Raw genomic sequence first — 18,045 nt, forward strand, 5'->3', positions numbered from 1 at the left:
GCGCGGTGATCCTGCCCGGCGCCCGGCTGGGCCGGAACGTGGTGGTCGCCGCCGGGGCGGCGCCCCGGGCGCGGGCCGCCTCGGCCTCCGCCTGGGTGGCGGCGTTGCGGGCAGCGGCCGCGTCGGCGAACGCCTGGTCGGCGGCCGCGCGAGCGAGCTTCGCATCAGCCTGGGCTTGGACGTCGGCCTGGTTCGCGCGGACGGCCGCGGCCCGGGCCTTGGCGCCGTCATCGGCCGCCTGGGCGGCGGACTTCATCGCCGCCGCTGCGGAACGGGCCGCGTCGGCGGAGGAACGGGAGGCAGCGGCAGCCGCCTTGAATGCCGGAGCGACCTGGGCGTTGGCCTGGGCCGCCGCGGCCTCGGCGGCCTGGGCCGCCTTGACCGCCTCCGCCGCCCGCGTCTCCGCCTTGGTGACCTCGGCCTGACCCATCGCCTGGGCCGCCTTGGCGACGTCGGCGGCGAAGTCGGCGGCGACGTCCGTGGCGGTGAACGGAGCGGTGAGCGCGATGGCGGTGTTCGCCGGATCGGCGATGCCGGCCGCGGTGGTACGGGCCGACGCGGCGGCCTGGAGCGCGATGGTGGACTGGAGGCGGGCCATCGCCGCCTCCCGGGTGGCACCCTCGGCCTCGTCACGGGTCCGATTGGCCGCTTGGAGCGCCTGGTTGGCGTGGACGGCGGCCAGCCCGGCCAGCCGGGACGCCTCATGGGCCGCGATGCCCGCCCGGGCCTCCTGCGCGGTGGCCTCCGCCGCCTTGGCGTCGGCCCGCCGCGCGGCGGCGCGGGTGAGCGCGGCCTCGGCGTCGGCCCGGTTCGCCGCCGCGTTCGCCGCGGAGGCGGCCGCCTCGGCCTTGTTGGCGGCGGCGTTGGCGCGTGCCGCGTGCGCGGTGGCCTCGGCGGCCGCCGCCCGAGCGCATGCCGCCGCTCCGGCCGCCTCGATGGCCGCCGAGCGGGAACGGACCGCCGCGGCCGACGCCTGGTCGGCCGCGCCCCGTGCCGTACCGGCCGCCGCTCCGGCGGCGTCGGCCGCGGAGCGCGCCTCGGTGGCGGCCGCGCGGGCGGTCTCGGCGTACTCGCTGCCCATGATCTTGGCGGCCATCGCCTCCAGCGCCCGTGCCCTGGCCGCTTCGGCGTTGTGAAGGCGTTCGGCCTCGACGGCCTTGTCGCGTGCAGTGCGGGCCTTGGTCTCCTCGCCCCGTGCCAGTTCATCGGCCTTGGCCGCGTAGCCCTCCTGGACCTGCGCGGTAGCCCGCTTCTCGGCGGCCGTGGCCGCGGCCGCCTGGGCGTCGGCCCGGAGGGCGGAGGCGGTACGGGCCTCGGCTTCGGCACGCGCGCGTGCCGAAGCGGCGATGTCCCGTTCCCGCTCGGCACGCGCCCGCGCGGCCGCCGCGAGGTCTCGCTCGCGTTCGGCGACGGCCCGCTGCTCAGCGGCGACCCGCGCCTGGCGCTCGGCCTCCACCCGGGCGTCCCGCGTCTTTCGGGCGTGCTCCCACGCCTCCTTCTCGGCCTGCTCGGCGGCGATCCGCGCCTGGCGCGACTTCGCCGCCGCGTCCGCAGCGATCCGCGCCTGAGAGGCGGCGGCGTCGGCGAGCCGGGCCGCGGCCTTGGCGTGCTCCTCGGCGTTGGCACGCCACTTGGCGGCCTGCTGGGCGTGCAGCTGGGCCGCGTTCTGGGAGTTCAGCCCGGCCGCGTCGGCGGCGGTGGCGTCCACCGCGTGCCGCGCGGTCGCCGCGGCCTTGGCCGCCGCGTCCGCCGCGCCCGCGATGCCGGAGGCCACCTCGGACCACTGCACCCCGTGTGTCAGACCGGTCCCGACCAGCACATCGGCCTGCGCCTTGGCCTGCCCGGCGGCCACCTGGGCCGCCTTCGCCGCGCCCTCGGCGACACCGATCTGGCGTGCCACCTCGGCCTTGACCGCGGTGTAGTCCGACAGCCGCTTGCCGGCCTTGTCGGCGGCGAGCATCCGATCGGCCTCACGGGACTGGGCCCCCGCCGCGCTCATCGCGTTCGACGCGGTCTTCAGGGCCCTTACGGCATCCCCGTGGGCGGCGATCAGCTTGGTGCGGGCAGCGGCGGCGGTAGACGCCTTCGCCGCCAGCTCGCGCAGCCGCTCGGCCGCCTCCAGCGCTTCCTTCTGGGCCTTCTCGTGGGCCTCCCGGTCGTCCGCATCCTTCCGCGCGGCGACCAGGTAGCCCTTCTCCAGGAAGTCGGCGATCACCTTGTCGTCACCGGCGGCCAGAGCGGCCAGCGCGGTGCGCTTCACCTCGGGTCCGCCGACCGCGGCGAGCATCTCGACCCGCTTCCGGTTCTCCGCCGCGCGCTGCTGCTCGTTCTGCTCCGTCTCCTTGTCCCGCTGCCGGGCGATGTCGGAGCCGAAGGCCAGGAAGTCCGCGCGGTCCCGGGGGGTGCCCTTCAGGACCCGCTCGACCTCCGCGTTGAAGAACGGCCCGCCGGTGCCGCGCAGCGCCTCGATGGTGCCGCGGTTGGCGACATCGGTCGCGTTCCTCTTGTCCTTGGCACGCTGCCTGGCCTCGGCCTCACCGCGCTCCAGGAAGTCACGGATCGCGTGAGGGTCAGTGCTCTCCAGCGCCTTCCTGGCGGCCTCGCGGACCTCATCCTCCTCATCGAACTCCGCGAAATCCTCGACCAGTTGCCGGTCGCGCTCGTCGCTGATCCGGTCCAGCTCGGACCGGGCGGGCGCGGGCGGGGCAGGGTTGCCGCTCTGCGGCTTCACCGCCGCCGCGAGCCGGTCCAGTGACTGGAGCGTCCGCGTCAGTGATGCCTGCTCGGTGTGTACGGAGGTCGAGGCGGCGGCCTCACCGGTCGCGGTGCCCAGCACCGCCACGGCGATCACCACGGACACGGCCTTCCGTATGTGCACGGCCGCGCCTGCGCGCGGCCCTCCGGCTCTGGGCCGGAATCGTCCCCTCATGGGAATCCCCCTCGACGAGTGGATGGAAATACCCCGGCCCATCGTGGGGCGGGGTGGTCGGTGTGCCGTCCGGCCGGCCCCGGTCACGGGCCGGCGGCCGGACGCCCGGTGTCCGGGGACGGTGCCGGAACTCATCGGCTGTGGGCCGGACTTCCGGGCAGTGCCAGGCCGGGGCCGGGGCTCATAGGCCGGGGCCTGATCTCCGGACCTGTGCCGGGCCGGGGCCGGAACTCGTGGGCCGGGAGTCTGATCTCCGGACCCGTGCGGGCGGGGTTCCGGACATCACGGGCCAGGGGGACGAGTGCGGGGCCCGGGCGGGGGCTCCTGTGCCGGGCCGGATCTGCGGCACCGTGCCGGGGCCTGAAGTCGTTGGCCGGGGCCGTGGCCGGAGCCGGGTTCCGAAGTCCCGGCCCCGGCCACGCGCACTCCCCGCCCGTACGCTCTCAGCGTGTCCCCGCTCACGGACGTGACGGCCTGCCCGGCCCCGCCCCGGTCACGGGCGGGGCCGGCCGTGACCGGGGCGGGGACCGGTTCAGACCCGGGTGCGGTTCTCGCCGTCCTGGGCGCGTTCGAACATGGCCTGCCAGAACGCGGCCGCCCCGTCCGCGGCTGTCCGCTCCCCGGACCAGGCGGCCTCGTGGTCGTCCGCGGTGCCGGATATCGCCTGCCAGAGGCGCTCGGCGGACTCGCGGGACAGCCGGGCGACGATCCGCCAGTTCTCGGCCTGAGCGGCCGCGGCGGCCTGTTCGGCCTGCCAGGCACGCTGCGCCGCTCCGGCGTGCTCGGCCACCGACTGCCAGGCGCGTTCCGCCTCCGCACGCGCGCGAGCCGCGTCGGCCGCGCCGGTCACCGCCGCCTCGGCCGCCGTGGCCGCGGCGATCAGACGGGTCAGCGTGTGGTGGCGCACCGCCTCGGCATCGGCCACCCGGGTGCGGTACGCGGCCAGGTCCAGCGTGGCGCCGGTGGCCCAGCCGTAGCCGAAGAACTCCGCCACGTCGGCGTCCGTGGCTCCCGGCCGCAGCGCCCACTGGGCGGCGACGCGCACCTGCTCGCCCGGGTCCTGGGTACCGAGGGCGCGGACGAACTCGCGGTCGGCGGCGGCGACGTCCAGCCGCTGCTGCTCGCCGGCTTCACGGGCGGCGCGGTCGCTGCGCTGTGCCTCGGCGTAGCCGGTCGCGACGAAGGCGGCCTGCTCGGCGGCGCCGCCCTTCAGGGCGCGGGTGGCAGCGGCCCGCGTCTGCGGGGAGAACTGCGCCGTGTGGGTGGCGATCACCCGCTCGCAGAACGCCTTGTTGCGGGCGCGGGTATCCCGGGCGCGCTGCTTCGCGCCGTCGAAGCCGCCACCGGGGGCGAGCCACTCCAGGAGTGCCTGGTCCCCCCGGGTGCTACGCAGGGCGTTCCACGCCGAGGTCCGCACCTCGGCGGCGGGGTGGGTCTTCGCCATCGACGTCACCCGCCTGCGGGCCTCCTCGACGGCGGCGGCCAGCTCCGGCGACAGCGCCTGCTGCGGCAGTTCCTGCAAGGACAGCACGGGCGGTACGGCGGCGGGGACGCTCGCCCACGCCGGTACGCCGCCCGCGAGGGTGATCGCGCAGGCCAGCGCGCCGGCGGTCACCACCTGCGCACATCTCCTCTGACGACTCAACTCAAGGACCCCCCTTGGGAAAGAAGTACGGTTCACGGCCGCCGGGGCGGGACCGCGGGTGCGGCTCCACCCCATCGCGGCGTTCAGCACGCGCACGCCTGCGCGCCGTCCGGCCGGTTCACGCGACCGACCGGACCTGCCACAGCTGGGCGACGGAGCGGTTGCAGGTGTAGAGCTGGAGATCGACGCCGTTGTCCTGCTTCTGTGCGGGCACGTCGACGCACTTCTCCGCGGCGTGCGCGGGTTGGAGTTCGTACAGCTTGCGCACGTGGTCGACCAGCATCATCCGCCAGCGCTGGTGGGGACCCTGGCCGCAGGCGAACTGCTGGACGGCCGCGCCGGACTCGACGCTCTGCCCCTGGACCTCAAGGCACTTTCCGCTCTTGACGTTGCGCAGTTCGAAGGTTCCGCCAGTGGTGGCGACGGCCTTCCACTTCTGGGAATCGGTGCCGTTGCAGTCGTACTGCTGGACATTGACGCCGTCCGTGGTCTTGCCGCCCTCGATCTCCACGCACTTGCCGCTGTGGGCGGCCGTGAGGGTGACGACCTGTTGGGGCACCTGGGCACGGGAGACGGCCTCCGCGCGGGCTGCCGCGGCGGCGGCCGCGGCTTGGCGGGCCGCTTCGGCGGCGGCCGAGGTGGTGGGGCGGGTGGGGTCTTCGTCGGCCTGGACGGCGGTGGCGGTGCCGGCGAGGACGGCGACGGCTGCGGCCGCCGTCAGGACGGCCCGGATGGTCCGAGACATGTGATGATCCGTTTCTCTCGCGTGTCGGAAGCTCAGGTGCCCGTGACCGGGTGGATGCGCCACTGCTGGGCGGGCGTGCCGTTGCAGGCCCACAGCCGGGCGGCCGCGCCGTCCACCTTGCTGCCGCTATCGATGTCCACGCAGAGGTTCGCGGAGACAGGGATGTGGGCGGGCCTGAGCTCGTACAGCTCGCTGGTGATGTCGACCATCACCATGCGCCAGCGCTGGTTCTGTGCTCCGACGCACCACCACTGCTGGACTGGCGTGCCGCTCTTGGTGCCGGCGCTCTCCGCGTCGAGGCACTTGCCGCTGTGCCCGAAGCGCAGCTCGAAGGTGCCGGCGCCGGTGGGCACCAGGTCGATGCGCTGGTTCTCGGCGTCCGCGACGCAGGTCGACTGGACGCTGTTGGCGCCGTTGCGGAAGCCGGCGTTCGGGATGGTGAGGCACTTGTCGCTGTGTGCGGCCCTGAGCTGGAGGGCCGAGGGTGCCGAGGCCGCGACCGCGGCGGCGCGGGCGTCGGCGGTGGACGTGGCAGCGGTAGTGATGGCGGGGGTCGGCTCGGGACGCGCCTCGTCGGCGACGGCGACGGTCACGGTGCCGGCGAGCGCGGCGACACCGGCCGCGACGGTCAGGGCGGATCGGACGATCCGGGGCATGGGTGCTTCCGTTCTTCTCAAGTCTGAAGGGAGAGGGCGCGCGGGTGAGGTGGTCACCGCCCGCGCGGTCAGCGCGCGAGCGGGGTGACGATCTTCCAGGACGCGTCCTGGGCGAAGTCCTTCTCGACGTCGAAGCTGTTCTTGGCGGTCTTGTTGGCGACGTACAGGTCGCCCTGGTGTGCGCGCAGGTAGCGGCCGGGCTGTGCGGACGACTCGAAGGAGGTGCCTGAGCCGCTCAGGCCCTTCTTGGCGCACCAGGTGGCGTCCTTGCGGAACTGCGTGCTGTTGTCGCTCGCGGCCATCCTGGCCCGAAGGGCCTTGTGGGTGAGGTAGTGGCCTGCCTTGCGGGAGGACTCAAGGGAGTAGCAGCCCGGCTTGCCGTCGAGAGCGGGGACGACCACCCAGGTACCGTCCTCGCGGTCGGTCTGCTTGGACGCGGTGGTCAGGGGCGCGAGGAACGCCTCTCCGGCGTCGGGCGCGGACTGGCGGACGTAGAAGCCCGCCGGCTTGCCGCTCGCCGGCTGGAACGACTGGCGCTTGGCCCGGTACTGGCTTTCGGGCTTGAGGAAGTCGGCGACGTCCTCATCGGTGCCGGCCAGGGCCTTCTTGGCGGTGGCGACCAGGTGCGGGTTGACGCCGATCTTCTCGGCGGCGGCCTGGATCTGGAGCGCGAGCCGGCGGTTGGCGTCGGCGATCTGCTTGCGGCGTGCCTCATCGTCCTTCTTGTATGCCTCTTCGGCACCGGTGTGGATGTACTGCTTCCACACGGCCGGATCGGGGCTGAGGACGGCGCGCTGGGCCGCCGCGTACAGCTCGCTGCCCTTGGCGTCGGCCGGGGCGACACGCAGCAGTTCACGAATGAAGTTGTCGTCGCCGAGGGCGAGCATGGCCTCGGAGGGCGTGATGCGGAAGAGGGCGGCCGCGTTGGTGCGGGCGGCGAGCTCCTTGCGGCGTTCGGCCTCCACGCGGTCCTTCTCCTCCAGCTCCTTCAGCTCGTTGGCGATATCGCGCTGGTGTGCCTCGCGGGCGCCGTTGGCGATGAACTCCTGCCAGGCGGCCGGGTCCCCGGCGAGGGCCGTGGCGGCGGCGGTGCGTACCTCGGGCCCAGCGGCCTGGTGACGCATCACGGCGCGGATGAAGTTGTCATCGCCCAGGTCGAGCAGGTCGGGGCTGCTGGGGATGCCGATGGCGGTCAGCGCCTGGGACTTGGCGAGCCGGGCGGCGCGCTCGGCGTCGGCCTTGTCCTTCTCGCGCTGCTTGTCCACGGCGTACGCCTCATGGATGCCGGTGACGATGAACCGCACGTGCTCGTCGGCCGATTCGCTCATCATGGCGGCCTCGGCGGCCTGCCGTACCGCGTCGAAGGTCTCCCCGCCGTCGCGGGCTTTCTGCCAGAGGGCATGGATGAAGTCGAGGTCGCTGAGCAGCAGGGTGTCTGGACTCGGGTCCAGGCGCACCACGGCGGCGGCGTCGACCCGCTGGATGTCGGTGGTGTCGATGTCGGCTGCGGCGGCCAAGGCGGCCGGCGGGGTGGCGATGGCGGTCTGCGGCGCGGCCACCGCCGTCACGGAGGCGATCGCGGTGGCGGTCACCAGCCCGCGGGTGACGGCCCTCCGCACACGGGCGGAGTTCGGGTTGTTCTTCATGCTGATCTCGGTCCCCCTGTCAGGTCCCGCACTCGGTTGCCGATCGAGTGCCAGGTGGTCGGGGCGCAGTCTTGAAGATCAACCCGGGGGAGTCAAAGTGAATGTGAAGGTTTCCGTGCGTCGGCTGGCCGAAATCGCTGTTCAAGGCGCATTTTGAGGCCGAATTTCGGCTGGAAGTCGCCTTGTGTGAACCGTGGAGCACTGAGCAGTAAAACGGAATGCTCCATTCCCTATGGCGTCGCCAGCAGGTATCACGTCATTGGGTCACCCCTCCGACACGCTTGCGTCCCAGGCGGCACACGGCTCGTGGGGCCCGGGGCCCGTCCATGTCGCGACAGGCCCACTCTCGCGAAGAAGATGCGAGGGAAAAGTGTGTGCTGACACACATGGACCAGATCACTGCACCCGGCGTCGTACAATCCGCCACCCCGATGTGACCGATTCCCCGCAGAAGTTCACCAAGACCGCGGTCGGCAGCTGAGAGCGGAGGGGGAGGGGCGGCGCCGTCGCAGAGAAACGGCGCCGCCCCTCCCGCACAGCCTGGGCGTCAGCCCGCCCGCACCGCGGCGACCGCCTTGCGGGCCGCGACCTGGACCGGGTCCCAGACCGGGGAGAACGGCGGGGCGTAGCCGAGGTCCAGGGCGACGATCTGCTCGACCGTCATCCCGGCGGTGAGCGCCACCGCCGCGATGTCGACCCGCTTGGCCGCGCCCTCGCGGCCGACGATCTGGCAGCCCAGCAGCCGGCCGGTGCGGCGTTCGGCGAGCATCTTCACCGTCATGGGGGCCGCGCCCGGGTAGTAGCCGGCCCGGCTGGTCGCCTCGATGGTGGCGGTGACGTACTGGAGGCCGACGGCGCGGGCGTCCTTCTCGCGCAGCCCGGTGCGGGCGATCTCCAGGTCGCAGACCTTGCTGACGGCGGTGCCGACCGCGCCGGGGAAGGTGGCGTAGCCGCCGCCGACGTTGGCGCCGATGACCTGGCCGTGCTTGTTGGCGTGGGTGCCGAGCGGGAGGTGGCGTTCCCGGCCGGAGACCAGGTCCAGCACCTCCACGCAGTCCCCGCCGGCCCAGACGTCCTCCCGGCCGCGCACCCGCTGGGAGAGGTCGGTGAGCAGGCCGCCGAAGGAGCCGAGAGGCAGCCCCGCGTCCCGGGCGAGGGTGGTCTCGGGGGCCACGCCCATACCGAGGACCACCACGTCGGCGGGGTACTCGGCGTCGTCGGTGGCCACCGCCCGTACCCGGCCGTCCTCGCCGGTGAGGATCTTGGTCACGTCGGCTCCGGCGACGGTCTCGATGCCCAGGCCGTCCATCGCCTGGTGGACCAGCCGGCCCATGTCGGGGTCGAGCGTGGACATCGGCTGCTCGCCCCGGTTGAGGACGGTCACCCGGTAGCCGCGCAGCAGCAGCGCCTCCGCCATCTCCACGCCGATGTACCCGGCGCCGACGACCACCGCGCGGCGGCCGTGGTCGCCCTCCAGCCGCCCCAGGGTGTCCAGCAGCGCCTGCCCGTCGTCCAGGGTCTGCACCCCGTGCACCCCGGCCGCGTCGATGCCCGGCAGCGGCGGCCGCACCGGGCGCGCCCCGGTGGCGATGACCAGCTTGTCGTAGCCGGTCCACTCCTCCGTGGGAGACGTACCGGAGTCCACCTGCCGGGTGCGCACCCGGGAGCGGTCCGGGTCCAGCTCCACCACCTCGGTGCGCAGCCGGAGGTCGATACCGCGCTCGCGGTGCTCCTGGGGGGTGCGGGCGATCAGGGCGTCCGGGCCGTCCACCTCGCCGCCGACCCAGTAGGGGATGCCGCATGCCGAGTAGGAAGTGAAGTGGCCCCGCTCGAAGGCGATGATGTCCAGGTCCTCGGGCTTCTTCAGCCGTCTGGCCTGCGAGGCGGCCGCCATGCCCGCCGCGTCGCCGCCGATGACCACCAGTCGTTCGCGTCCTGTGGATGCCATGGCCGACACGCTACGCGGTGCGGCTGGGGCGTCTGAGAGAGTGGCCGCATGGACGGCACCAACGGCATCAGCGGGGCGGGGACGGCGGCGGACGCCGGTACGGGGCACGGCGGGCACACCGTCGTCATCGGCGGCGGTATCGCCGGACTGGCGGCGGCCCACCGGCTGGCCGCCGCCGGGACGCGGGTCACCGTGCTGGAGGCCACCACCCGGCTCGGCGGCAAGCTCCAGGCGGGGGAGTTGGCGGGCGCCCCGGTGGATCTGGGCGCCGAGTCGATGCTGGCCCGCCGGCCCGAGGCGGTGGAGCTGGCCCGGGCGGTCGGCCTGGGCGACCGGCTCCAGCCGCCGGCCACCGCCACCGCCTCGGTGTGGACCCGGGACGCCCTGCGGCCGATGCCCAAGGGTCATGTGATGGGGGTGCCCGGGGATCCGGCCGCGCTCGCCGGGCTGCTGTCGGCGGAGGGTACGGAGCGGATCGGGGCGGAGGACGCCCTGCCGCCGATCGATCCGGAGGAGCTGGACGGTGATGTGGCGGTGGGGGAGTTCGTGGCCTGCCGGCTGGGCCGCGAGGTGGTGGACCGGCTGGTCGAGCCGCTGCTGGGCGGGGTGTACGCGGGGGACGCGTACCGGATCTCGCTGCGGGCCGCCGTACCGAAGCTGTACGAGGAGGCCCGGCGCCATCCGACGCTGTTGGAGGCGGTACGGGCGGTGCAGCGGGCCGCCGCCGGGGCGAGCGGGCCGGTCTTCCTGGGGATCGCGGGCGGGGTGGGCACCCTGCCGGGGGCGGTCGCGGACGCGGTCACCGGGTCGGGGGGCGACATCCGGCTGGACAGTCCGGTGCACGAGGTGACGAGGACGGGGGAGGGGTGGCGGGTGCGGACCGGGGCGGAGCTGATCGAGGCGGACGCGGTGGTGCTGGCGACACCCGCCTGGTCGGCCTCCGAGCTGCTGGCCTCGCTGGCTCCGGCGGCCTCGGCCGAGCTGGCCGCCGTGGAGTACGCCTCGATGGCCCTGGTCACCCTCGCCTACCGGCGCGCGGAGGCGGAGGCGGTGCTGCCGGCCGGCTCCGGGTTCCTGGTCCCGCCGGTGGACGGGCGCACCATCAAGGCGTCCACCTTCTCCTCCCGCAAGTGGCGCTGGACGGACGAGGGTTCGGACGAGCTGCTGTTCCTGCGCACCTCGGTGGGGCGGCACCGGGAGGAGGAGCATCTGCGCCGGGAGGACGGGGAGCTGGTCGCCGCCTCACGGACCGATCTGGCGGCCGCCACCGGCCTGACCGCCGCGCCGGTCGCCTCGGTGGTCACCCGCTGGACCGGGGGGCTGCCGCAGTACCCGGTGGGCCATCTCGACCGGGTCGCCCGGATCCGTGCGGCGGTGGCCGAACTGCCCGGTCTGGCGGTCTGCGGGGCGGTCTACGACGGGGTCGGGATCCCCGCCTGTGTGGCCAGTGCCCACCGCGCGGCCGACGAGATCCTCGCCATGCCGACCCTGGCGCACGGCACCGCGGGCGGGGGGCGAGAATAGCCCCATGAGTGCGCCCGAAAAGATCCCGAACGCCGGCAAGAAGGCGAAGGACCTCAACGAGGTCATCCGCTACACGCTGTGGTCCGTCTTCAAGCTGCGCGAGGTGCTGCCCGCCGACCGCGCCGGCTACGCCGACGAGGTCCAGGAGCTGTTCGACCAGCTCGCCGAGAAGGACGTCACCGTCCGCGGCACCTACGACCTGTCCGGTCTGCGCGCCGACGCCGACCTGATGATCTGGTGGCACGCCGAGACCAGTGACGCCCTCCAGGACGCGTACAACCTCTTCCGGCGTACGAAGCTCGGGCGGGCGCTGGAGCCGGTCTGGTCGAACATGGCGCTGCACCGCCCGGCCGAGTTCAACAAGTCGCACATCCCGGCGTTCCTCGCCGACGAGACGGCCCGCGACTACGTCAGCGTCTACCCGTTCGTGCGCTCCTACGACTGGTACCTGCTGCCGGACGAGGACCGCCGCCGGATGCTCGCCGACCACGGCAAGATGGCCCGCGGTTACCCTGATGTGCGTGCCAACACGGTCGCCTCGTTCTCGCTGGGCGACTACGAGTGGATCCTGGCCTTCGAGGCGGACGAGCTGTACCGGATCGTGGATCTGATGCGCCATCTGCGGGCCTCCGAGGCGCGGATGCACGTCCGCGAGGAGGTGCCGTTCTACACCGGCCGCCGCAAGTCGGTGGCGGATCTGGTGGCCGGGCTGGCGTAACGCCGGCCACCGGACCGTTGCCTTGCCAGGGCCGCGGTCACTTCTCCGCGGGAGACCCGCGGTCCGGAAGATCAGACGGCCGGCGGGCGCCGGGGGTGCGTGACCGCGCTTCCCCGCCCCGTCCGTCGGCCGCTCCAGCGACACCGGACCGCCGTAGAGGGTCCCGCTCCGGGTGCGGCGCGCGTCATGTACGCGCGCCGCACCCTTCGTCGTACGCCGGGCCGCTAGCGGATGCCGAGAGCCCGCGGGTGCGGGGTGCTGAGCGCCGCCCGCAGCGCCGGGTCGTCCAGGGTGCCGACCCCGCCGACCGCCACCGCCGACAGCGGGTCCCGGGGGCTCAGCCGCCGCAGCAGCCGCTGCCCGGCCGGAGAGGCCCAGCCGGTGTACGGCCGGCATTCGAACCGGGCGATCACCAGGCAGCCCGTGGTCAGCACCAGCGGCAGCCCGAACCAGGCCAGTTCGGGTGCGCCGGGGGTGTGCGCCTCGGGCAGCAGCAGTACGGCGGCCGCGGCCAGCGCCACGGTCAGCGCGGTGGAGGCCCGTACCGCGCGCAGCGCCCCGAGCACCGCCGCCCGGGTGTCGGCCGCGACCGCCAGCCCGCTGTCGACCAGGCGGTCCGCCAGGCTGCGTACCGGCTGGTCCGCGGAGGCCCCGGCGCGTACCGCGGCTATCGGGGACTGCCCCTCGGGGCCGATCGCTCCGAGGACCGAGCGCTCCCACTCGTCCCCGCCGTCCGGCCGGACCACCGTCGCCCAGCCGGTGTGGGCGAGCAGCACCCGCTGCCGCCGGTGCATCGAGACCAGGGTCAGCTCGGCCACCCGCTGCGGGCCCCCGGCCAGGAACGCCGCCTCGTGCAAGGTCAGTTCGGCGGTGGAGCCGGGCTTCTCGGGGCCGGGGCGGTGGTCGGCGGCGGCCACGGCGGTCAGGCAGAGCCGTACGCAGCTGAGGGCCGCGGCGACCCAGGTGACCAGCAGAAGAGGGACCCAGAGCATGCCGGAGTTGTACGCCACCGGCCCAGGGGACCGCCACAGGATATTCACCATGTGGACGGGGGCGCGGCGGGCTTCCGGGCCCGGTCAGCCGGAGCTGCCGCCTCCGCAGCTCGACCCGCCGCTGCTGCCACCGCAACTGGAACTGCTTCCGCCGCCGCAGCTCGATCCGCCGCCGCAACCGGAGCCGCCTCCGCCGCAACCCCAGCCGCCGCCCCCGCCGTCGCTCCCGCCGGGAGCGGTCGAGGCGCACCACACCACGACGGCCCCTCCGGCGTAGAGCGCGCTGTCGTCGGTGGAGCCCTGGGCCGCCGAACGGCGCCTGCCCCGGCCGCCGCTCATCCGGGCCGCCGCGACCAGCTGCTCGAACAGGGCCCGGTCCGGCAGTGCGCGCAGCCCCTGCGCCGCGACCAGCGCCCCCGGGTCGGCCGACGCCGCGTAGGCCCTGCGGTACTCGTCCCGGGCGGCCGTGCCGGCCCGGGTGGTGTGGCGGCCCAGCAGATTGCGGCAGACCGCGCCCACCACCACACCCGCCACCACCGCGGGGATCACGGTGAAGACGAAGGGCACCGGGAAGTCCCGGTCGAAGGCGTCGAAGGCGGTGGCCATCTGGATGAAGGTCAGCGGGATGGCGAGGAACAGCAGCAGCACGCTGCCCCCGGCCAGCGCCCCGGCCAGCCGCCGTGCGCCGGGCTCATGGCCGGGCGGGCGCAGCAGCCCCCGGGCCGCCAGGCCGTCCCCGACCTCCTGTACGGCCGGGTGGCGCATGGCCGCCAGCCGTACGGTGTGCAGGGCGCCGTTCGGCGCGGCGGCGAGGGTGTCCAGCACCGCCCGCTCCACCGTGTCCCGGGCTTCCGGACGCACCACGGTGATGATCCCCGGGCCGCCGACCACCACCCGGCCGTCCGCGTGCAGGGCGGCGATCGCCGCGTCCACGGCCCGCGCGGGGCCGCCGCCGAGGAAGGCCGCCTCCGACCGGTCCAGCGGCACCCGGTCGGCCGTCCGGGCGCCGCGCCCGCGCCGCATCACCGAGGCGACCAGCACGACCGAGGCGACCAGCACGGCCGCGTACACCAGCAGCGTGAGGGTGTTCATGCCCGGGCTCCCGTCAGCGCGGTACGGGCGGCCCGCAGCAGCCGGGTGGTCCGGCCGGGCGGCCGTGCGCCCGCCCGGTCCCGCCACCAGTGGGTCAGCTCGCGCCGGGCGGCCGGGTCCTCCGGCAGGTTCCGGCTGAGCAGGTGCTCGGCGAAGTCCAGGGCGTCCCGCCGGTAGCCGTCCCGCATCGGCCGGCCCGCCGCGTACCCGCCGAACGCCGGCCGGTAGCCCTCGCCGAGGATGCCCGGCAGCTCCGGGGCCACCTTGGCGACCACCCCGGCCCGCTTGGCCGTCAGGGCCCGGCTCTGCACCCGCAGCCGGGCCGCGTCGAAGCCCTGCGGCACCGGCCCGCCGGCCACCAGGCCGGACAGCAGCGCGGTCTGGGCGAGGGCGAGCCGCTCCCGGGCGCCCCCCGCGGCCGCGACCACCCGGGGCCGCCCCGCGTCCGTATCGGTGCCCGCATCGGCACCCGCCCGCCCGGCCCCGCCACCAGCCACCGTCTCGCGGATCACCGCGACCTCGGAGGCCAGCTCACCGGGGGGCGGGAAGTCGTCGTCCCGCTCCAGCAGCACCCCCGGCGGGGACACCCGGGAGGCGAGGTCGGCGAGGACGTCCAGCACGGCCGGGGGCACCGGGTGGGCGTGGGTGTCGTGCCAGACGCCGTCCCGCTCCACCCCGCCGGCCACATGGACGTAGGCGATGGCCTCCACCGGCAGCTCGGCCAGCGCCTTGGCCGGGTCCTCGCCCCGGTTGACGTGGTTGGTGTGCAGATTGGCCACGTCGATCAGCAGCCGCACCCCGGTCCGCTCCACCAGCTCGGCCAGGAACTGCCCCTCGGTCAGCTCCTCGCCGGGCCAGCCGAACAGGGCGGCGATGTTCTCCAGCGCCAGCGGCACCGGCAGGCTGTCCTGGGCGATCCGCACGTTCTCGCAGAGCACGTCCAGGGCCTCGCGGGTGCGCGGCACCGGCAGCAGATGGCCCGCCTCCAGCCGCGGTGAGCCGGTGAGCGGCCCCCCGGCCCGTACGAAGGCGATGTGCTCGGTCACCAGTGGCGCGCCCAGGGCCTCGGCCCGGACGGCGAGGTCGGCGAGCCGGCCGGGGTCGGGGCGGTCCGCGCCGCCGAGCCCGAGGGACACCCCGTGCGGGACGACGGTGACGCCCCGCTCGCGCAGCCGGGCCAGGGAGGGGTGGAGGTGGCCGGGGCAGACGTTCTCCGCCACCACCTCCACCCAGTCGACCCCGCCCGGGCCGCCGGCGGCCAGCCCCTCGACCGCCTCCGCGATCTCCGGCCGCCAGCCGATCCCCACCCCGAGTGCCGCCATCCCTGCCGTCATGTCCCTCACCTCCGCGCTCCGGACTCGTCGTCCGTCCGGTGATCCGATCATCCGGTACTCCGGTCGCAGGGGTGATGGCCCCGCCGGGCGGCGGTCAATCCGCACCCGGCGCTGTTCAGAGCTTCATTTGAGGTTGGGGGGCCAAGGGGAGGGGTTACGGGTCAGTTGCCCGGGGCGGGCCGGTTGGTGTTGACGGCGGTGGGGGCGCCGGGCTGGGTGGACGGGCGCGAGGTGAAGGACCCGTCACCGCTGGGCCGGGCCGGGGAGGGGGCCGGCGGCAGGTTGCCGTTGGGCGGCGGCGGGCCGGAGGGGCTGGCCGTGGCGCCCCCGGCGGCCTCGTTGGCTATCGCGTCGAAGTCGACCATGCCGGTCCCCTCCAGCATCGTGATGTGGTCCAGCACCGTCTGGTTGGCGTCCGACGCCAGCTGCCGCACCAGCATGTTGCGGGTGGTGTGGCGTACCTCGGCCACCACCGCGAAGACCTTGCCGTGGGCGTTGCGCAGCAGGTTGGCGAACTTCCGGTCGTACTCCTGGCCCTGGGCCGCCGACAGCTCCCGCAGCCAGCCCTGCTGCTGCTCGGTGGGCTGGTTGGGCAGCTCCACGCCCAGCTTGGCGCTGACGTCCCGCACCCGCTGGTCCAGGTCGGTGTGGCCGACCACCAGATGGTCGCCGGCGTCCTTGATGGCCTGGCTGGGGGCGCGTTCGATGGCCTGCTGCCCGGCGGGGAGCTCCCACAGCCCGGCGAGCCGCACCTTCACCAGGAAGTCCCGGTCCAGCGCCGACAGCGGCCCCCACTGGGTGGCCACGGTGGAGGCGTTGAGGTTGGCCTGCCCGGTGCCCGAGCGGTCGGCGTAGGACCAGACCGGGAACGCCAGCGCCCCCACGGTGGCGACCAGGGCCGCGAGGATGAGGGCCGTGCCGTTGATACGTCGCAACAAGTGGGTGCCTCCCGAGCCGGACGCAGGACGCCGATGCCTGACGCCGATGCATTACTGGGAGGTACGTATACCGGGGGCGGACTGTTCAGTTCCGCCGGACGGCCGAGGAGGGCGCCGGGTATGCCGGTTATGGAATGCGACTTCGCTCACACCGCCCCGGAGTGCGGCGGAGAAAAACGCTGCTCAGGGGGGTGGTTCGGGGCGTACCGTCGTGATCTTCCCTGATCCCGACGCGAGGACCGATCGGCCGTGACCGCCAGCAGCACCCCCCGGGCGACGACCCTGTGGCGCCCCACCGGGCCGGTGGAGCTGGATCTCGTCCGCGACTCCGGCTGGCGCGCCTGGCCGCCGCGCCTCCCCGACCAGCCGATCTTCTACCCGGTGCTCAACGAGGAGTACGCGGTCATGATCGCCCGGGACTGGAACGTCCGCCACGACGGCGCCGGCTTCGTCACCCGCTTCGCGGTGGACACCGACTTCCTGCGCCGCTACCCAGTGCGGCAGGCGGGCGGCCGGACCATCCTGGAGCTGTGGGTGCCGGCCGAGGAGCTGGACGAGTTCAACGCCCATCTCGTGGGGCCGATCGAGCTGGTGCACGAGTTCCGCTGAGCTTGGGGCGGGGCGGCATTGCCGTCGCCTCGCCTCATGCGCGGAGTACGGCGTTGCGACGCCGGTGAGGGCGCGCGTCGCGCGGCGGACGCCCCGGGTTGCGCGCAACCGGCAACCTCCCTGCTCGTTGACAGCCCATGACGACCCGTACACGCCGACTCGTAGCGCTGGTGTCGACCGCTGGCTGTATCACCGCAGGCTCCGTCCTCGCCGCCACCCCGGCCGCCGCCGGCGGTGTCGGTGACTTCCTCTCACCCGCCTTCGGCACCAACTGCGCCAACCACCACACCCAGCCCCGTGCGGACGGAGCCACCACCGCGGACACCGGCACGGCCAACGGCAACCTTCTCGGCCTGCCCGTCGGAACCGCCCTCAACCAGTGCGGCGGCGCGGACGCCCCCTCGATCATGGACATCCAGAGTGCGATGACGGCCCTGGAGGGCCCGACGGCACGGGTCGGCGACCTGGCAGGCGCACTGAAGATCCAGGGCGTGAGCAACGCCCTGAGCAACCCCTCCTGATCCCCGGCCCGTGTCTCCGGGCAGCCCGTCCTAGTCCCGCCGGGCCGCCGGGTGGTCGGCGACCACGGTGCAGGAGCCGGGGGCGATCTCGGTGAAGCCGGCGTCCCGGACCACCGGGAGGCCGGCGGTGGTGAGCCCGCTCCAATCGCCCGCGCTCGCGGTGCGGACGGTGAGCGGGAAGCCGACCTCCCGCCAGGCCTTGCGGTCCGGCTCCGCGAGGGCGTACCAGAGCAGTTGGGCGCCATGGCCGACCTGGGCCATCTCCTTGCCGGTGGACATCGACAGCTCGGGGCTGAGCCACAGCAGGGCCTGCTCCGGGGTCCGGGCGGGCGGGTCGTCGGGGTCGGCCAGCTCGGTGCCGGAGACCTGGAGCTTGGCCAGCTCCTTGGGCCAGCCGTCCAGCGGCACCGGCGGGAACACCCGTACCTCGGCGGTGCCGGCGGTGACCGTGAGCCCGGGCAGGGCGGCGGCCCGGCGCCACTCGGCGCCCCGGGCCCGGCGGACCACCTTGCGGATCCGGGCGTCCTGCCAGGCGCCCATCGCCTCGGCCCACTCGCCCTCCCCGTGGGAGCGGTCGTCGGACAGCATCACCAGCACGGCGCGGGCGGCGGCCTCCAGGGCGTCGGTACGGGCGGGCGGGGCGTCCCGCTCCAGCCGTACGACGAGCGGGAGCACATACTGCGGACGGGCGTCACGGGGGTCATCGGTGCTGCTCACCCGGCCAGTCTGCCAGGTGCCCGGGGCACCG

General features: G+C 74.5%; 15 protein-coding genes. 4 read left to right on the forward strand and 11 right to left on the reverse strand.

Annotation, left to right across the window (positions count from 1 at the left end; genetic code table 11):
- From ABZ945_RS26225 to ABZ945_RS26250, 6 genes are all read right to left on the reverse strand, one after another.
- Positions 1–2,860, reverse strand: a 2,860-nt coding sequence (locus ABZ945_RS26225) for a hypothetical protein (RefSeq protein WP_361274133.1), incomplete at its 3' end; no start/stop codon positions are given.
- Between the two features lie 601 nt (positions 2,861–3,461).
- Positions 3,462–4,547 carry a hypothetical protein gene (locus tag ABZ945_RS26230; protein ID WP_361274135.1) on the reverse strand — a complete coding sequence of 362 codons (1,086 nt, stop codon included), beginning with the start codon at positions 4,545–4,547 and terminating at the stop codon, positions 3,462–3,464.
- 145 nt (positions 4,548–4,692) lie between these two features.
- On the reverse strand, positions 4,693–5,319 hold the full coding sequence (locus ABZ945_RS26235) for an RICIN domain-containing protein (RefSeq protein WP_361274138.1): 627 nt from the start codon (positions 5,317–5,319) through the stop codon (positions 4,693–4,695).
- A 32-nt stretch (positions 5,320–5,351) separates the two neighbouring features.
- Positions 5,352–5,975, reverse strand: coding sequence for an RICIN domain-containing protein (locus ABZ945_RS26240; RefSeq protein WP_361274140.1), 624 nt, complete (start codon positions 5,973–5,975; stop codon positions 5,352–5,354).
- A gap of 68 nt (positions 5,976–6,043) precedes the next feature.
- Positions 6,044–7,621 (reverse strand): AbfB domain-containing protein, encoded by a 1,578-nt coding sequence (locus ABZ945_RS26245; RefSeq protein WP_361274143.1) that lies wholly within the window; start codon positions 7,619–7,621, stop codon positions 6,044–6,046.
- A 547-nt stretch (positions 7,622–8,168) separates the two neighbouring features.
- Positions 8,169–9,569 (reverse strand): FAD-dependent oxidoreductase, encoded by a 1,401-nt coding sequence (locus ABZ945_RS26250; protein ID WP_361274146.1) that lies wholly within the window; start codon positions 9,567–9,569, stop codon positions 8,169–8,171.
- A gap of 48 nt (positions 9,570–9,617) precedes the next feature.
- Between ABZ945_RS26250 and hemG the strand changes: the two genes are divergently transcribed.
- Both hemG and hemQ read left to right on the forward strand, forming a co-directional pair.
- Positions 9,618–11,093, forward strand: a complete 1,476-nt coding sequence (gene hemG / locus ABZ945_RS26255) for a protoporphyrinogen oxidase (protein ID WP_361274149.1) — start codon at positions 9,618–9,620, stop codon at positions 11,091–11,093.
- 4 nt (positions 11,094–11,097) lie between these two features.
- Positions 11,098–11,811, forward strand: coding sequence for a hydrogen peroxide-dependent heme synthase (gene hemQ, locus ABZ945_RS26260; protein ID WP_361274152.1), 714 nt, complete (start codon positions 11,098–11,100; stop codon positions 11,809–11,811).
- Positions 11,812–12,035: 224 nt separating this feature from the next.
- Here hemQ and ABZ945_RS26265 read toward each other — a convergent pair whose 3' ends face one another.
- The 4 genes from ABZ945_RS26265 to ABZ945_RS26280 all read right to left on the reverse strand — a co-directional run bounded on the left by ABZ945_RS26265 (position 12,036) and on the right by ABZ945_RS26280 (position 16,164).
- Complete coding sequence (locus tag ABZ945_RS26265; protein ID WP_361274155.1) at positions 12,036–12,803, reverse strand: TIGR04222 domain-containing membrane protein; 768 nt, start codon at positions 12,801–12,803, stop codon at positions 12,036–12,038.
- A gap of 84 nt (positions 12,804–12,887) precedes the next feature.
- Entirely contained in the window at positions 12,888–13,895 is a 1,008-nt protein-coding gene (locus tag ABZ945_RS26270) for a TIGR04222 domain-containing membrane protein (RefSeq protein ID WP_361274158.1), read from the reverse strand.
- Positions 13,892–15,229, reverse strand: coding sequence for a DUF692 domain-containing protein (locus ABZ945_RS26275; protein WP_361274161.1), 1,338 nt, complete (start codon positions 15,227–15,229; stop codon positions 13,892–13,894). Before ABZ945_RS26275 ends, ABZ945_RS26270 begins: the two co-directional genes overlap by 4 nt.
- A gap of 161 nt (positions 15,230–15,390) precedes the next feature.
- Positions 15,391–16,164 (reverse strand): DUF4142 domain-containing protein, encoded by a 774-nt coding sequence (locus tag ABZ945_RS26280; RefSeq protein ID WP_361274163.1) that lies wholly within the window; start codon positions 16,162–16,164, stop codon positions 15,391–15,393.
- 252 nt (positions 16,165–16,416) lie between these two features.
- On the opposite strand from ABZ945_RS26280, the gene ABZ945_RS26285 reads away from it, so the two are divergent.
- Both ABZ945_RS26285 and ABZ945_RS26290 read left to right on the forward strand, forming a co-directional pair.
- Positions 16,417–16,776 (forward strand): hypothetical protein, encoded by a 360-nt coding sequence (locus tag ABZ945_RS26285; protein ID WP_361274166.1) that lies wholly within the window; start codon positions 16,417–16,419, stop codon positions 16,774–16,776.
- A gap of 137 nt (positions 16,777–16,913) precedes the next feature.
- Positions 16,914–17,297, forward strand: coding sequence for a hypothetical protein (locus ABZ945_RS26290; RefSeq protein ID WP_361274169.1), 384 nt, complete (start codon positions 16,914–16,916; stop codon positions 17,295–17,297).
- A gap of 30 nt (positions 17,298–17,327) precedes the next feature.
- Here the strand turns inward: ABZ945_RS26290 and ABZ945_RS26295 are convergent, their stop codons facing one another.
- Positions 17,328–18,014: a peptidyl-tRNA hydrolase gene (locus ABZ945_RS26295; RefSeq protein WP_361274172.1), complete on the reverse strand. Its 687-nt coding sequence runs from the start codon at positions 18,012–18,014 to the stop codon at positions 17,328–17,330.
- Positions 18,015–18,045 lie beyond the last annotated feature (31 nt).

Origin of the sequence: Streptomyces sp. NPDC046887 (genome assembly GCF_040644755.1) — a bacterium.
Classification (GTDB): domain Bacteria; phylum Actinomycetota; class Actinomycetes; order Streptomycetales; family Streptomycetaceae; genus Streptomyces; species Streptomyces lichenis.

Coding starts and splice junctions, on each gene's coding strand:
- ABZ945_RS26270 (WP_361274158.1), bottom strand. CDS start 13,895: ATGAACACCCTCACGCTGCTGGTGTACGCGGCCGTGCTGGTCGCCTCG.
- ABZ945_RS26245 (WP_361274143.1), bottom strand. CDS start 7,621: ATGAAGAACAACCCGAACTCCGCCCGTGTGCGGAGGGCCGTCACCCGC.
- hemG (WP_361274149.1), top strand. CDS start 9,618: ATGGACGGCACCAACGGCATCAGCGGGGCGGGGACGGCGGCGGACGCC.
- hemQ (WP_361274152.1), top strand. CDS start 11,098: ATGAGTGCGCCCGAAAAGATCCCGAACGCCGGCAAGAAGGCGAAGGAC.
- ABZ945_RS26290 (WP_361274169.1), top strand. CDS start 16,914: ATGACGACCCGTACACGCCGACTCGTAGCGCTGGTGTCGACCGCTGGC.
- ABZ945_RS26275 (WP_361274161.1), bottom strand. CDS start 15,229: ATGACGGCAGGGATGGCGGCACTCGGGGTGGGGATCGGCTGGCGGCCG.
- ABZ945_RS26250 (WP_361274146.1), bottom strand. CDS start 9,569: ATGGCATCCACAGGACGCGAACGACTGGTGGTCATCGGCGGCGACGCG.
- ABZ945_RS26235 (WP_361274138.1), bottom strand. CDS start 5,319: ATGTCTCGGACCATCCGGGCCGTCCTGACGGCGGCCGCAGCCGTCGCC.
- ABZ945_RS26265 (WP_361274155.1), bottom strand. CDS start 12,803: ATGCTCTGGGTCCCTCTTCTGCTGGTCACCTGGGTCGCCGCGGCCCTC.
- ABZ945_RS26240 (WP_361274140.1), bottom strand. CDS start 5,975: ATGCCCCGGATCGTCCGATCCGCCCTGACCGTCGCGGCCGGTGTCGCC.